The following is a 12,057-nucleotide window of genomic DNA, read 5'->3' as shown; positions in this document are numbered from 1 at the left end:
CAGCGCGCAGCGCGATGTGGGGGAGGTGGCGACCGCCAAAGGCGGGTGACGGAGGGGGATCGCCGTAGGCGACACCTTCGACCCCAAAAGCCAGAGTCAAAGTCCCCCTCAGTCAGCTTTGCTGACAGCTCCCCCAGGAGGGGAGCATCTACGATCCCCTAGATCTGCCGGGCGCGGCCTTCCCAATAGGGGGCGCGGACCTTGTTGCGCTGGATCTTGCCGGCCTCGGAGCGGGGCAGCTCGGTGACGAAGTCCAGGCCGCGCGGCACCTTGTAAGCCGCGAGCGTCTGGCGGCCAAAGTCCAGGATCTCCTGGGCCAGCTTGTCGGAGGGCTCGTAGCCGGGCTTGAGCAGGATCACGGCCCGGACCTGTTCGCCCCACTCGTCGTGCGGGATGCCGACGGTGGCGCTGTCGGCCACGGCCGGGTGCTTGATCAGCTCGTTGTCGATTTCCTGCGGATAGATGTTCACTCCGCCGGAGATGATGGTCTCAGCGTTGCGGCCGGTGAGGAACAGATAGTCGTCCTCGTCGAAATAGCCGACGTCGCCCATGGTGAAGAAGCCGTCGCGCCGGTTGGCGTTGGTCTTGGCTTCGTCCTTATAATAGGTGAAGCCGCCGCCGGGCGGGAGCTGGTGATAGATGCCGCCGGGCACGCCGGGGGGCAGCTCGTTGCCTTCCTCGTCGAGGATGCGGACCTGCAGCATCTGCGGGCGCTTGCCGACGCTGCCGGGCTTCTTCAGCCACTCGTCGGCGGTGATGGTGAAGCCCGCCCCCCCCTCGGAGCCGGCATAGTATTCGCTGAGGATCGGCCCGAACCACTCGATCATGGCGTGCTTGACCTCCGGCGGGCAGGGGGCCGCGCCGTGGACGATGTATTGCACGTGCTCGATGGGGTAGTTGGCCTTGATCTCCGGCGGCAGGGCCAGCAGCCGCTGGAACATGATCGGAACCAGGTGGAAGTGGGTGACCTTCTTCTCCGAGATGGTCTTCAGGACGTGCTCGGAATCCCACTTGTCGATGAAGTGCAGCGGAATCCCGGCGTTCATCGAGGCGTTGACGTCGAAGGCCAGGGGCGCGGCGTGATAGGCCGGTCCGGCGCACATCTGCACCGAGGTCTCCGGATCGTAGCCGCGCATGGCCAGCATGCTGGGCGGGATCACCGGGGCGTTGGCGCGGTGCACGCCCTTGGGCCGGCCGGTGGTGCCGGAGGTGTACATCATCTGGCCGCCGCGGACCGGGTCGGGAATGTCCGAGCCGTCCTCGGCCGCCAGGGTCGCGTCGTAGTTGAGGAAGCCCTCGATATCGCCACCCACCGACAGCTTGATCGCCAGGTCCGGGCATTCGGCGGCCGCCGGGGCGGCGGCGGCCACGCGGGCCTCGGCCACCAGGGCCTTGGCCTCGCAATCCTTGATGATGTAGGCGATCTCGTCGACCGTCAGGTGCCAGTTCACCGGGGTGATGCGCAGGCCGCTGCGCTGGGTGGCCGCCAGGGTCTCGATGAACTCGGCGCGGTTGGAGCAGAGCAGGGCCAGGCTGTCGCCGGCCTTCAGCCCCGCCTTGCGCAGGGCGCGCACCAGCTTGTTGGCGTTGGCGTTGACCTCGGCGAAGGTCTTGGTGCGCCCCGAGGGGTCCACCACCGCGGTGCGGTCCGGCGCCTGATCGGCCCAGAAGGCCACGGTCATGCCGTGGTTGGCCGATTCATCCAGAGCCGCGGTAAAGTCTTCTCGCGTCTTAAATTCCTGCATTCAAATTCCTCCCGTCGCCCGGTGGCCGGCTGCGGCGTTCACGCGGTGCAATCAATTTTGTAGGTCCCGGGGCGGCGTCTTGTCGGTGACTGCGGGCGCAATATGCCCGCGTGTGACCGTGCCGTTCCGGAAACCCACCATCACACGGCTTGCCGCCCCCGACAACGCCCCGGAAATCCGGACGCTGGCCGGATGTGCGCGCCTAGCCGAACCGGGCCCGCGCCCAGCGCAGGACGAAATAGCCGGCGGTGGCGGCCAGGCTGGTGACGAAGGTCCCCCAGGCGATGTCGGCCACGGTGATCCTGGTGGCCCAGACCTTCAGGGTCGCCTGGTTGGTGAGGTCATAGGTGGCGTAGGCCAGGGCGCCCACCATGGCGCCGTTGGTCATGGCCTTGGTCCAGGAGGTGGCCGGCGAGACCGCGAGCGCCATGACCCCCAGGATGTAGACCAGGTAGAAGACCGCCGCGGCCTTGAGGTTCACCTCCTCGGCCAGGACCGGGTCGAGGGTGGGTCGGTAGAGCCGCGCGTTGCTGAAGGTCAGCCAGACGGCGTCGACGGCGGCGAAGACCAGGCCGGTCCCCAGATAGGCGATGACGTATTTCAGCATGTCGGGGGCCCTCAGGCCGGTCGAAGACGATAGTGGCTGACGCCCCATTCGCCGCCGCCTCGGTGGCCGAACAGGCCCGCCGTGGCCAGGAAGAACAGCCGCCAGCGCCGCCGCCAAAGCACCGCCTGGTCGCCATAGACCGTCCGCAGCACCGGAGCGATCACCGCGGCGTTGCGATCGTAGTTGGCCAGCCACTGGTTGGCGGTCTTCTCGTAGTGGGTCCCGCTCCAGCGCCAGTCAGCCTCCACGGCGAACAGGTCGGGGAACTCCCGCATCAGATCGTGGCTGGGCATCACCCCGCCGGTGAAGAAATGCTGGCCGATCCAGTCGGCTTCGTCATTGACGTCGAAGCGGTAGGGGGTGGAGCTGTGGGTGAAGACGTGGACGAACATCGCCCCGTCCGGCTTCAGCCAGGTCCTGGCCTCGGTGAGCAAGGCCCGCCAGTTGGCCATGTGCTCGAACATCTCCACCGAGACGATGCGGTCGAAGGCGCCGTCCTGGGCCTGGAAGTCGTTCATGTCGGCGGTGATGACCGTCAGGTTGGTGAGCCCCTGGGCGGCGGCCCGCCCGCGGATGAACTCACCTTGGCTCTTCGAATTGGACACGCTGGTGATCCGCGCGCCCGGCAGGTTTCGCGCCATCCATAGGGAGAGCGACCCCCAGCCGCAGCCCAGCTCCAGAATCTGCTGGCCGTCCCTCAGGTCGGCGTGGGCGGCGGTCTCGGCGAGCGCCAGCTCCTCAGCCGCCTCCAGGCTGGTCGCCCTCTCATAGAGGCAGCAGGAATATTTCAACTGCGGGCCCAGCACCGCCTCGAAGAAGGCGGCGGGCAGCTCGTAGTGCTGGCCGTTGGCCGCCGCCGTGTGCTCGGCGATGGGCCGCTGCGCCATCTCCCGGGCGAATAGGGCCTGCGCGTCGGCCGGCGCGCCCTTTAACTGACGGCGGGCGTTGGACACTAGGAGGTCCACCGCCGCACGGCGCAGGAGGTCGGGCAGGGGCGCGCCCTCGAAGGCCTGGATGGTGGTGGCGACAAGGCTCATGGCGACGGACCTCTGCTGGCTCGGAGAAGGAAGCCTCCAGGATCGTTACGGACGCGGCCTGGTCGCGGATGCGGCCTTTGCATCCGCGGCGGACGGCTTTGCGTACCTCCACCAGCTTCGCTCCAGGAGGTCCCGTGACGCCCGACACCACCCACAAGCCGCTCCGCATCGCCGTCGTCGGCGGCGGCATCGCCGGACTCTCCGCCGCCTGGCTGCTGGGGGAGCGCCACCAGGTCACGGTGTTCGAGGCCGACGGCCGGCTGGGGGGCCACGCCAACACCGTCGAGGCCATCGGCCCCAAGGGCCCGGTTCCCGTCGACACCGGCTTCATCGTCTATAACGAGGGCAACTACCCCAACTTCACCGCCCTGCTGGCGCACCTGGGGGTGAAGAGCCAGGCCGCCGACATGGCGCTGAGCGTCTCCCTGGACGACGGGGCCTTCGAATATTCCAGCGGCGCGATCTTCGCCCAGAAGCGCAACCTGTTCAGCGCCCGGTTCTGGGGCATGCTGCGCGACGTCGCCCGCTTCTACCGCCAGGGCCCCAGGGACCTGGCCGCCCTGGAGGCGCCGCTCACCTCGCTCGACGACTATCTGGTGGAGAAGGGCTACTGCCAGGCCTTCCGCGACGACCACCTGATCCCCCAGGCCGCGGCCATCTGGTCCACCCCGCTGGCCGCCATCCGCGACTATCCGGCCGCGTCCCTGATCCGCTTCTTCCAGAACCACGGCATGATGAGGATCTTCGGTCGCGGCGCCTGGCGCACCGTCACCGGCGGCAGCCGCAGCTATGTCGCCCGCCTCACGCAGGCCTTCGCCGGCGAGGTCCGCACCGGCGTCCGCGTGGTCTCCATCCGCCGCGACGCGCAAGGGGTGGAGCTGCGGGACTCCACCGGCCACGCCGAGCGCTTCGACCAGGTGGTGATCGCCACCCACGGCGACCACGCCCTGCGCCTGCTGGAGGACGCCACGCCGCAGGAACAGCGGCTGCTCGGCGCCTTCAAGTACAGCCGCAACCTGGCGGTCCTGCACACCGACGTGGGTCTCATGCCCAGGCGCCGCGGCGCCTGGACCAGCTGGAACCACATCGGCCGCCGCGCCGCCCCCGGTGAGGGCTGCGTCACCTACTGGATGACCCGGCTGCAGAGCCTGAGGAACGCGCCCGACCTGTTCGTCACCCTCAACCCCACCAAGGCCATCGCGCCCGAGGCGGTGGTCCATACCGACGTCTACGAACACCCGCTGTTCGACGCCGGCGCCATCGCCGCCCAGCGGGAGATCTGGTCCCTGCAGGGCGCCCGGCGGACCTGGTTCTGCGGCTCCTATTTCGGTCACGGCTTCCACGAGGACGCCCTGCAGTCGGGCCTGGCGGTGGCCGAGGCCCTGGGCGGCGCGCGCCGGCCCTGGACGGTGGAGGACGAGTCCGGCCGCATCTGCCTGAACGCCGCGCTCCCGGTCCCGGCCGAGCAGGCCGCCTGACCATGTTCGCCTCGGGCCTCTATCCCGGGATCGTCACCCATGCACGGCTGCGCCCGCGGGCGCACCGGCTGCGCTACCGCATCTTCATGCTGCTGCTGGACCTGGACGAACTGCCGGCCCTCGACCGCGCCCTGAAGCTGTTCGGCCAGGACCGCCCGCGCCTCACCAGCTTCTCGGAGACCGACCACCTGGACGGCGAGGCGGTCACCCTGAAGGCCCAGGTGGAAGGCCAGCTTCGGGCTGCCGGCCGGCCCACCGGCGGTCCGGTGCGCCTGCTCTGCATGCCGCGCATCCTGGGCGGGGTGTTCAATCCCCTGAGCGTCTATTTCTGCCACGGCCCCGACGGGGCGCTGTCGGCCATGCTCTACGAAGTGCGCAACACCTTCGGCGAACGCCACAGCTACCTGATCCCGGCCCAGGGGCAGGGCCTGATCGAACAGGCCGCCGACAAGGCCTTCTACGTCTCGCCCTTCATGGACATGGACCTGGCCTACGCCTTCCGCATCCAGCCCCCCGGCGAGCGGGTCGCCGTCACCGTGGACGTCCACGACGCCCAGGGCCTGCTGCTGGCCGCCACCTTCGCCGGCGCCCGAGTGGAGCTCACCGACGCGGCGATCTGGAGGGCCTGGCTCACCCACCCCTTGATGACCCTCGGGATCATGTCGGCCATCCACTGGGAGGGGCTGAAGATCTGGCTGAAGGGTGAGAAATTGCGGCCCCGGCCCACGGCGCCGAGCCGCCCGGTGACCGTGGTCCCGGCGTCGCGGGTCAGCGCGGCCTGAGCCACCAACTGCAAGGTGGGCGCGCCAAGTTTGGGCGCCGAAACATCAGCGCAATGATCCCCGCCTATTCGACCCTGGCGTGAAAACAGCCCTGGCGCGCCCGGAACCGGCGCCTCAGAATGTTTTCATACAAGACGATGGAAATTTGAGATGAGTGATTCCCACCCCTCCCGGCGGGGTGCGGCCTCGGCTGACTCCGAGCCAATCCAAGTCGATGTGAAGACCATGCCCCGCGTATTGCAGCGGATCGTGGTCCTGGCGTTCAACTACCCCTGGCTGGTGGCGCTGGCCATGCTGTGCTCCCTGGGCGCGGCCCTGGCCAGCCTCGCCCTGCCGCGCCTGCTGGGCCTGGCCGTGGACCAGGCCCACAGTCTCCTGACCCTGGGCGCCGCCCACGCCGACCAGACCCAGAAGGCCCTGCTCCTCTCCGCGGCCCTGGTGATCGGCGTCACCATCGTGCGCGGCGCCATGACCATGTGGTCGGGCTATCTGGGGGAACTGGTGAGCCAGAAGGTCGGCCACGACCTGAGGCTGCAATTCTTCCAGCAGCTCCAGCGCCTGTCCTTCGGCTTCCACGACAAGATCCACTCGGGCGATCTGATCACCCGGGGCATGCTGGACCTGGAGGGGGCGCGGGTCTTCATCCAGGGCGGGCTGATGCCGCTCCTGACTCTCTTCCTGCTGCTGGGCTTCGCCGCCTGGCAGATGCTGGCGATCGACCTGACCCTCGGCCTGATCGGCCTGGCCTTCGTGCCCTTCTCCGCCGCCGCCCTGGGGCGGATGGGTTTCCTGCTGCGGGTGACCTGGCTGCGCTTCCAGGAACTGATGGCCCAGCTGACGCTCACCATGGAGGAGAACCTCCAGGGCATACGGGTGGTCCGCGCCTTCGCCGGCAAGGCCTTCGAGATGGCCAAGTTCGACCGCGCCTCGGTGGACGCGCTCGCCTATTCCTACAACCGCATCACCCTGCGCTTCCGGGCGGTGGCGGTGATGCAGGTGACCTTCAACGCCTCCATGGCCGGCGTCCTCTGGTACGGCGGCCACAAGGTGGCGGCCGGGACGATGAGCGTCGGGACCCTGACGGCCTACCTCACCTACATGACCCTGCTGCAGGGGCCGATCCGGCAGATCGCCATGATCTTCAACGCCGCGGCCCGGGCCACCTCCTCGGGCGCCCGCCTGTTCGAGGTGCTGGACCTTGAACCCGAGATCGCCGATGCGCCGGGCGCCAAGCCGCTTGCCCCCACCCAGGGCGTGCTGCGGTTCGAGAGCGTCGACTTCGGCTATGTCCCCGGCAAGCAGGTCCTCACCGGCATCGACTTCGAGGTCGGCCCCGGCCAGACCCTGGGCATCGTCGGCCCGCCGGGTTCGGGCAAGTCCACCATCGCCAACCTGATCCCCCGCTTCTACGACGTCACCGGCGGGGCCATCACCATCGACGGGGTCGACATCCGCGACGTGACCCTGGCCTCCCTGCGGGAATATGTCGGCCTGGTGCAGCAGGAGGCCTTCCTGTTCGACTCGTCCATCGGCCACAACGTCGCCTATGCCGATCCCTGGGCGGAGGAAGACCGCATCGTCGGCGCCGCCAAGACCGCCCAGATCCACGAGCACATCATCGGCCTGCCCGCCGATTACGAGACCCGGGTGGGGGAGCGGGGCGTGGCCCTGTCCGGCGGCCAACGCCAGCGGATGAGCATCGCCCGCGGGGTGGTGCCGGGGCCGGGGATCATGATCTTCGACGACTCCACGGCCGCCATCGATGCGGTGACCGAGCGCCGCGTGCGCGACGCGCTGGCCGAGGCCACGCGGACCAAGGCCACCATCATCATCGCCCACCGGCTGTCGTCCCTGATGCACGCCGACCAGATCATCGTGCTGGACGACGGGGTGGTGGTGGAGCGGGGAAACCACGCGCAGCTGCTGAAGGCCGGCGGGGTCTATGCCGACCTCTATGAGTTGCAGTCGCGCTCCGACGCCGCGGCGACCCTGGACGACGCCCCGTTGGAAGAGGTGCAAGCGTGACCGAGACCACCGCCGGCGCAGCGCCCCGCAAGGCGCCCCGCGCCTCCCTCGGGACCTCCGAGGGCGACGACATCTTCGGGACCTTCGACGTCAACATCGCCCGGCGCTTCCTGGCCTTCCTGGCGCCGCACAAGCGCTCCCTGGTGATCGCCCAGGTGGCGGTGCTGGCCTCGGCCGCCACCCAGGTGGCGGTGCCGGCGATGATCGGCCAGGCCATCAACGCCGCCGTCGCCCATGACGGGGCGCGGCTCGACAGGACCCTGGTGATCTTCGCCCTCGTGGCCTGCGCCTATGCGGCCTGCTTCTTCACCGGCGAGTGGCTGTCCTCGCGCCTGGCCCAGCGGGTGATCTTCGACATCCGCCGCAAGATGTTCGCCCACTTCCAGGACGTCTCCCTGTCCTTCATGGACAAGACCCATGTCGGCCGGATCATGGCCCGGCTGCAGGGGGACGTGAACGCTCTCCAGGAGTTCCTGGAGAACATGAACGGGGCGCTGGGCGACTTCGTCATGCTGGTGGGCATCACCGTGGTGCTGCTCACCACCGACCTCAAGCTCGGCCTGCTGACGCTGGCCGTGCTGCCGGCCCTGATCGCCATCCGCGCGGTCTGGCTGCCCTTCTCCAAGAAGAGCTTCCGGGTGGCCCGCGACGCCTCCTCGACCGCCAACTCGGCCCTGGCCGAGAACATCAACGGCATCCGCACCGTGCAGGAGAGCCGCCGCGAGGCGCTGAACTTCGAGCTCTTCAAGGAGAAGGCCCAGGAGAACTTCACCGCCCAGGTCCACGCCTCCTGGATGACCCAGATCATGGTCCCCACGGTGGACGTGCTCACCGGCTTCGCCATGGCCATCGTCATCGTCGTCGGCGGCAATGCGGTGCTGGGCGGGACGCTGAACGTCGGGGTGATGGTGACCTTCATCCTCTATGTGCAGCGGTTCTTCGAGCCGGTGCGGATGCTGTCCATGCAGTACACCATCATGCAGCGGGCCATGGCCGCCGGGCACCGGATCTTCGAGGTGATCGACGTGCCGGTGACCATAGCCGACAAGCCGGACGCCATCGTGCTGAAGGACGTTCCGGCCACGGTCGAGTTCAGGAACGTGACCTTCGGCTACGATCCCAAGCGCCCCATCCTGCACGACATCAGCCTGATGGTGCGGCCCAAGGAGGTCGTCGCCCTGGTCGGTCCCACGGGCTCGGGCAAGACCAGCATCATCGCGCTGGCCCACCGCTTCTACGAGGTCGACCAGGGCCAGGTCCTGGTGGGCGGCCACGACGTGCGCGACGTGACCCTGGATTCGCTGGGCGCCAATATCGGCATGGTGCTGCAGGAGCCCTTCCTGTTCACCGGCACCATCGAGCAGAACATCCGCTACAACACGCTGAGCGCCACCAAGGACGACGTGATCGCGGCGGCCAAGTCGGTCAGCGCCCACGACTTCATCATGCGGCTGCCGGACGGCTACGACACCCAGCTTGGGCAGCGGGGCCGCAACATCTCCATGGGCCAGCGCCAGCTCATCAGCTTCGCCCGCGCCCTGGTGGCCAACCCGCAGATCCTGATCCTCGACGAGGCCACGGCCAATATCGACTCCTTCACCGAGCAGGCGATCCAGAAGGCGCTCAAGGTGCTGTTCGCCGGCCGCACCTGCATGGTCATCGCCCACCGCCTGGCCACCATCCGCGACGCCGACCGCATCGTGGTGCTGCAGCAGGGCCGCATCCTGGAGCAGGGCAGCCACGACGTCCTGATGAAGACCGGCGGGCTGTACTCGCACCTCTACACCTCGGCGCACGCCTCCTTCGATGACCAGGTGGTGGCGACGACGGGCGACTCCGAGTTCGCGACGCGGACGTGAGGCGGCCTGTTCCGCCAGAGAGTCAGTCGCGCCCCGGCGTGGCCAGGACCTCGATCTCGCCGCCATAGCCCAGGTCGCGCACGCGGCCGATCAGGGCCTCGACCTCGGACCGAGGCGGGGCGACGGCCCGAGTGAAGACATAGACCTTGTCGAACTTGGGCTCCGACGAGACGAACCACTCGCCCTGCGCCCCGGCGGCGATCACCCGATACTCGCGCGACGGGCGGAACGGGCCAAAGCGGTAGCGGACGTCCAGCACCGCATTCTGGCCGGGGTCGCGGATCGTGCCGATTCCTGACAGGGCCCGCTCGCGGCCCTGGGGTCCGTCCTGCCGGCAGGCGTCGCGCACCGTGATCCGGCCCTGAGTGTCGCGGCCATGCTCGGTGGTGGCGTACTCGCAGCCGCGCGTGAGGCTGGTGGGGGTGCGCGCCTGCTCGTACCAGGTGCCGCGATAAAACGTGTCGGGGTTCAGCGGCCCCGCCGTGGGCGGCGTGGTCGGGCGGCTCTGGGCCAGGGCTGGCGCGCCGAAGGCCATTAGGGCCGATACCGCCATGAGGCCCATCAGGGTCGTGCGCATCTCGGGGAACTCCAATGAGGCTGGAGTTGAGTCTACGCAGGCCGGGCGCCGGCGGATGCGGTGCGCGGGCGAGGCGCGCGCAGCGCTCCCTTGAGACGTCTGACGAATGCTCGCCATGCGTCTCCTGGGGCGCCTAGCTCAGCGGCCCACCGTCCAGGGTGATGCGGTGCATCAGGCGGTACTGGCCGGGATAGTCGTTCATCGCCTGGTGCCAGGTGCAGCGGTTGTCCCAGATGGCCATCGACCCCTTGGCCCACTGGAAGCGGTGGACGAACTGCGGCTTGACGGCGTGCTGGTAGAGGTAGCCCAGCAGGGCCATGCTCTCCTCGCGGCTCCAGCCGACGATGCCGGTGGTGAAGGCTGGATTGACGTAGAGCACCTTCTTGCCGCTGCCCGGATGGGTGATGACCACAGGGTGGATCGCCTCGGGCACGTCGGTATTGCCGGCCAGGTCGGCGCGGTCGGTCATGGCGTAGACGCTGGTCTTCCCGAAGACGTGCTCCGAGGCGTGGTGGGCCTTGAGCGTCGCCAGTGTCGCCTTGAGGCCATCGGAGAGGGCGTCATAGGCGGCGTACATGTCAGCGAACAGGGTGTCGCCGCCGGTGGGCGGGGTCTCGACGGCCAGCAGCACCGAACCCATGGCGGGCGCCAGGTCGTAGCTGTGGTCGGTGTGCCAGCCGCCGCCGATGTTGGTCTGCTGCTCGGGGGTCTTCTCGACCTTGGCGATCTCCGGATAGCGCTCGGTCTTGGGGAAGTAGCGGTTGACCACGATGGGGGCGAGACGCCGGGCGAAGGCGATCTGCTGCTCCGGCGTCATCTGCTGGTCGTGGATGAAGGCGACGCCGCGGTCGAAGACGGTGGCGCGGATCAGGTCGATCTCGGCGTCGGTGGCCCGGTTCAAGTCGACACCCTGAACCAGGGCGCCGCAGCCTTCGGTGGGGCGGATCGAGAGGTCGAGGGTGGTGGTCATGGCGGGCTCCTGTTGAGGAGAGCCTAGGCCGGCGGCTTGGCGGAGTTTGTCACCAGGGTTACAATTTGGAATGAGTCCCCGCGAGCGCGCCGCCGAACTGTTGACCCGGTCCGTCTGGTTGCAGGGGCATGGGCCGCCGATGATCGAGGCCCTCCTGACCCATGGCCGGATCGTCCAACTGCCCACCGGCGCCTGGGCCCAATCGGAGGGCGACGAGCAGACCGGGATCACCCTGGTGGTGGAGGGCGCGGTGCAGATGATGTGCGCGGCGCCCGGCGGCCGCGAGGTGCTGTTTGGCCAGGCCGGTCCCGGCGTGGCGCTCGGCCAGACCCTGAGGTTCGGCGGCGGGCCGCGGCTGGTGACCCTGATCTGCGTGGAGCCGAGCGTGCTGCTGGTGGTCCCCGACCACGCCCTGACCCGGATCGCGGCGGAGCGGCCGGAGCTGTGGCAGGCGGTGGCGGCCCTGGTCTATCTGCAGCTGCGCGGCGCCCTGATGATCGCCGCCGAGGCCGTGGCCCTGCCGCCGCGCCAGCGGCTGGCCGCGCGCCTGGACGTCATGGCCCGCACCGGAGGCCCCACCCTGCGCATCAACCAGCAGGCCCTGGCCGAGATGATGGGCCTCAGCCGCAAGACCGTGAACGCCTACCTGCTGGGCTTCCAGCGCGCCGGCCTGCTGACCCTCGGCTACGGCCAGATCGAGGTGCGTGACGCGCCAGGCCTCCGGCGCGTGGCGGAAAGCTAGCCGGCGGCCGCCTCGGTCCAGATGGTTTGGAAGGCCTGGGCGACGGGTCATCATGCGCTCGAAATGACCCTGGGACAGGTGCGTGACGAACGGCCGCGTCAGGGTCTCGAGGCCCTCGGCTCGCCTCTACCCGTTTCTCCGATGTCGCGTCGGGCTCTCCGGCGCCGGACCTGTGGCCGGCGCCGGTGTCGCCGCTGATTCAGATGAACACGAAGTTGTCGGCGGTGAATTCATT

At 68.9% G+C, this 12,057-nt stretch carries 10 protein-coding genes; 5 read left to right on the top strand and 5 right to left on the bottom strand.

Annotated elements, in window-relative coordinates; all coding sequences use genetic code 11:
- Nucleotides 1-158 precede the first annotated feature (158 nt).
- From Q7T09_RS03480 to Q7T09_RS03470, 3 genes are all read right to left on the bottom strand, one after another.
- Nucleotides 159-1,745, bottom strand: a complete 1,587-nt coding sequence (locus Q7T09_RS03480) for an AMP-binding protein (protein WP_304697646.1) — start codon at nucleotides 1,743-1,745, stop codon at nucleotides 159-161.
- Nucleotides 1,746-1,947: 202 nt separating this feature from the next.
- Nucleotides 1,948-2,352, bottom strand: coding sequence for a DUF2177 family protein (locus Q7T09_RS03475; RefSeq protein ID WP_304697643.1), 405 nt, complete (start codon nucleotides 2,350-2,352; stop codon nucleotides 1,948-1,950).
- Nucleotides 2,353-2,363: 11 nt separating this feature from the next.
- On the bottom strand, nucleotides 2,364-3,389 hold the full coding sequence (locus Q7T09_RS03470) for a cyclopropane-fatty-acyl-phospholipid synthase family protein (protein ID WP_304697642.1): 1,026 nt from the start codon (nucleotides 3,387-3,389) through the stop codon (nucleotides 2,364-2,366).
- Nucleotides 3,390-3,523: 134 nt separating this feature from the next.
- Here Q7T09_RS03470 and Q7T09_RS03465 point away from each other — a divergent pair, with 134 nt between their 5' ends.
- From Q7T09_RS03465 to Q7T09_RS03450, 4 genes are all read left to right on the top strand, one after another.
- A complete protein-coding gene (locus Q7T09_RS03465; RefSeq protein WP_304697639.1) occupies nucleotides 3,524-4,867 on the top strand; it encodes an NAD(P)/FAD-dependent oxidoreductase in 1,344 nt (447 codons plus the stop codon).
- A gap of 2 nt (nucleotides 4,868-4,869) precedes the next feature.
- On the top strand, nucleotides 4,870-5,649 hold the full coding sequence (locus tag Q7T09_RS03460; RefSeq protein WP_304697637.1) for a DUF1365 domain-containing protein: 780 nt from the start codon (nucleotides 4,870-4,872) through the stop codon (nucleotides 5,647-5,649).
- Nucleotides 5,650-5,874: 225 nt separating this feature from the next.
- Nucleotides 5,875-7,674, top strand: coding sequence for an ABC transporter ATP-binding protein (locus tag Q7T09_RS03455; RefSeq protein WP_304697636.1), 1,800 nt, complete (start codon nucleotides 5,875-5,877; stop codon nucleotides 7,672-7,674).
- Nucleotides 7,671-9,533, top strand: a complete 1,863-nt coding sequence (locus tag Q7T09_RS03450; RefSeq protein WP_304697635.1) for an ABC transporter ATP-binding protein — start codon at nucleotides 7,671-7,673, stop codon at nucleotides 9,531-9,533. The genes Q7T09_RS03455 and Q7T09_RS03450 overlap by 4 nt, the downstream gene beginning before the upstream one ends.
- 22 nt (nucleotides 9,534-9,555) lie before the next feature.
- On the opposite strand, the gene Q7T09_RS03445 is transcribed toward Q7T09_RS03450, so the two are convergent.
- Nucleotides 9,556-10,110, bottom strand: coding sequence for a lipocalin family protein (locus tag Q7T09_RS03445; protein ID WP_304697633.1), 555 nt, complete (start codon nucleotides 10,108-10,110; stop codon nucleotides 9,556-9,558).
- Nucleotides 10,111-10,243: 133 nt separating this feature from the next.
- Nucleotides 10,244-11,080: a TauD/TfdA family dioxygenase gene (locus Q7T09_RS03440; protein WP_304697631.1), complete on the bottom strand. Its 837-nt coding sequence runs from the start codon at nucleotides 11,078-11,080 to the stop codon at nucleotides 10,244-10,246.
- 139 nt (nucleotides 11,081-11,219) lie between these two features.
- Between Q7T09_RS03440 and Q7T09_RS03435 the strand changes: the two genes are divergently transcribed.
- Entirely contained in the window at nucleotides 11,220-11,822 is a 603-nt protein-coding gene (locus Q7T09_RS03435) for a Crp/Fnr family transcriptional regulator (protein WP_304697628.1), read from the top strand.
- Nucleotides 11,823-12,057: the final 235 nt, after the last annotated feature.

It is taken from the genome of Phenylobacterium sp., from assembly GCF_030645195.1.
GTDB lineage: Bacteria > Pseudomonadota > Alphaproteobacteria > Caulobacterales > Caulobacteraceae > Phenylobacterium.
Note: the sequence above shows the minus strand (reverse complement) of the source record. Positions and strands in the feature narration are given on the sequence as shown.

Excerpts from the sequence above, each read along its gene's own strand:
- Q7T09_RS03445 (WP_304697633.1), bottom strand. The coding sequence starts at position 10,110 with ATGCGCACGACCCTGATGGGCCTCATGGCGGTATCGGCCCTAATGGCC.
- Q7T09_RS03480 (WP_304697646.1), bottom strand. The coding sequence starts at position 1,745 with ATGCAGGAATTTAAGACGCGAGAAGACTTTACCGCGGCTCTGGATGAA.
- Q7T09_RS03460 (WP_304697637.1), top strand. The coding sequence starts at position 4,870 with ATGTTCGCCTCGGGCCTCTATCCCGGGATCGTCACCCATGCACGGCTG.
- Q7T09_RS03475 (WP_304697643.1), bottom strand. The coding sequence starts at position 2,352 with ATGCTGAAATACGTCATCGCCTATCTGGGGACCGGCCTGGTCTTCGCC.
- Q7T09_RS03435 (WP_304697628.1), top strand. The coding sequence starts at position 11,220 with ATGATCGAGGCCCTCCTGACCCATGGCCGGATCGTCCAACTGCCCACC.
- Q7T09_RS03455 (WP_304697636.1), top strand. The coding sequence starts at position 5,875 with ATGCCCCGCGTATTGCAGCGGATCGTGGTCCTGGCGTTCAACTACCCC.
- Q7T09_RS03440 (WP_304697631.1), bottom strand. The coding sequence starts at position 11,080 with ATGACCACCACCCTCGACCTCTCGATCCGCCCCACCGAAGGCTGCGGC.
- Q7T09_RS03470 (WP_304697642.1), bottom strand. The coding sequence starts at position 3,389 with ATGAGCCTTGTCGCCACCACCATCCAGGCCTTCGAGGGCGCGCCCCTG.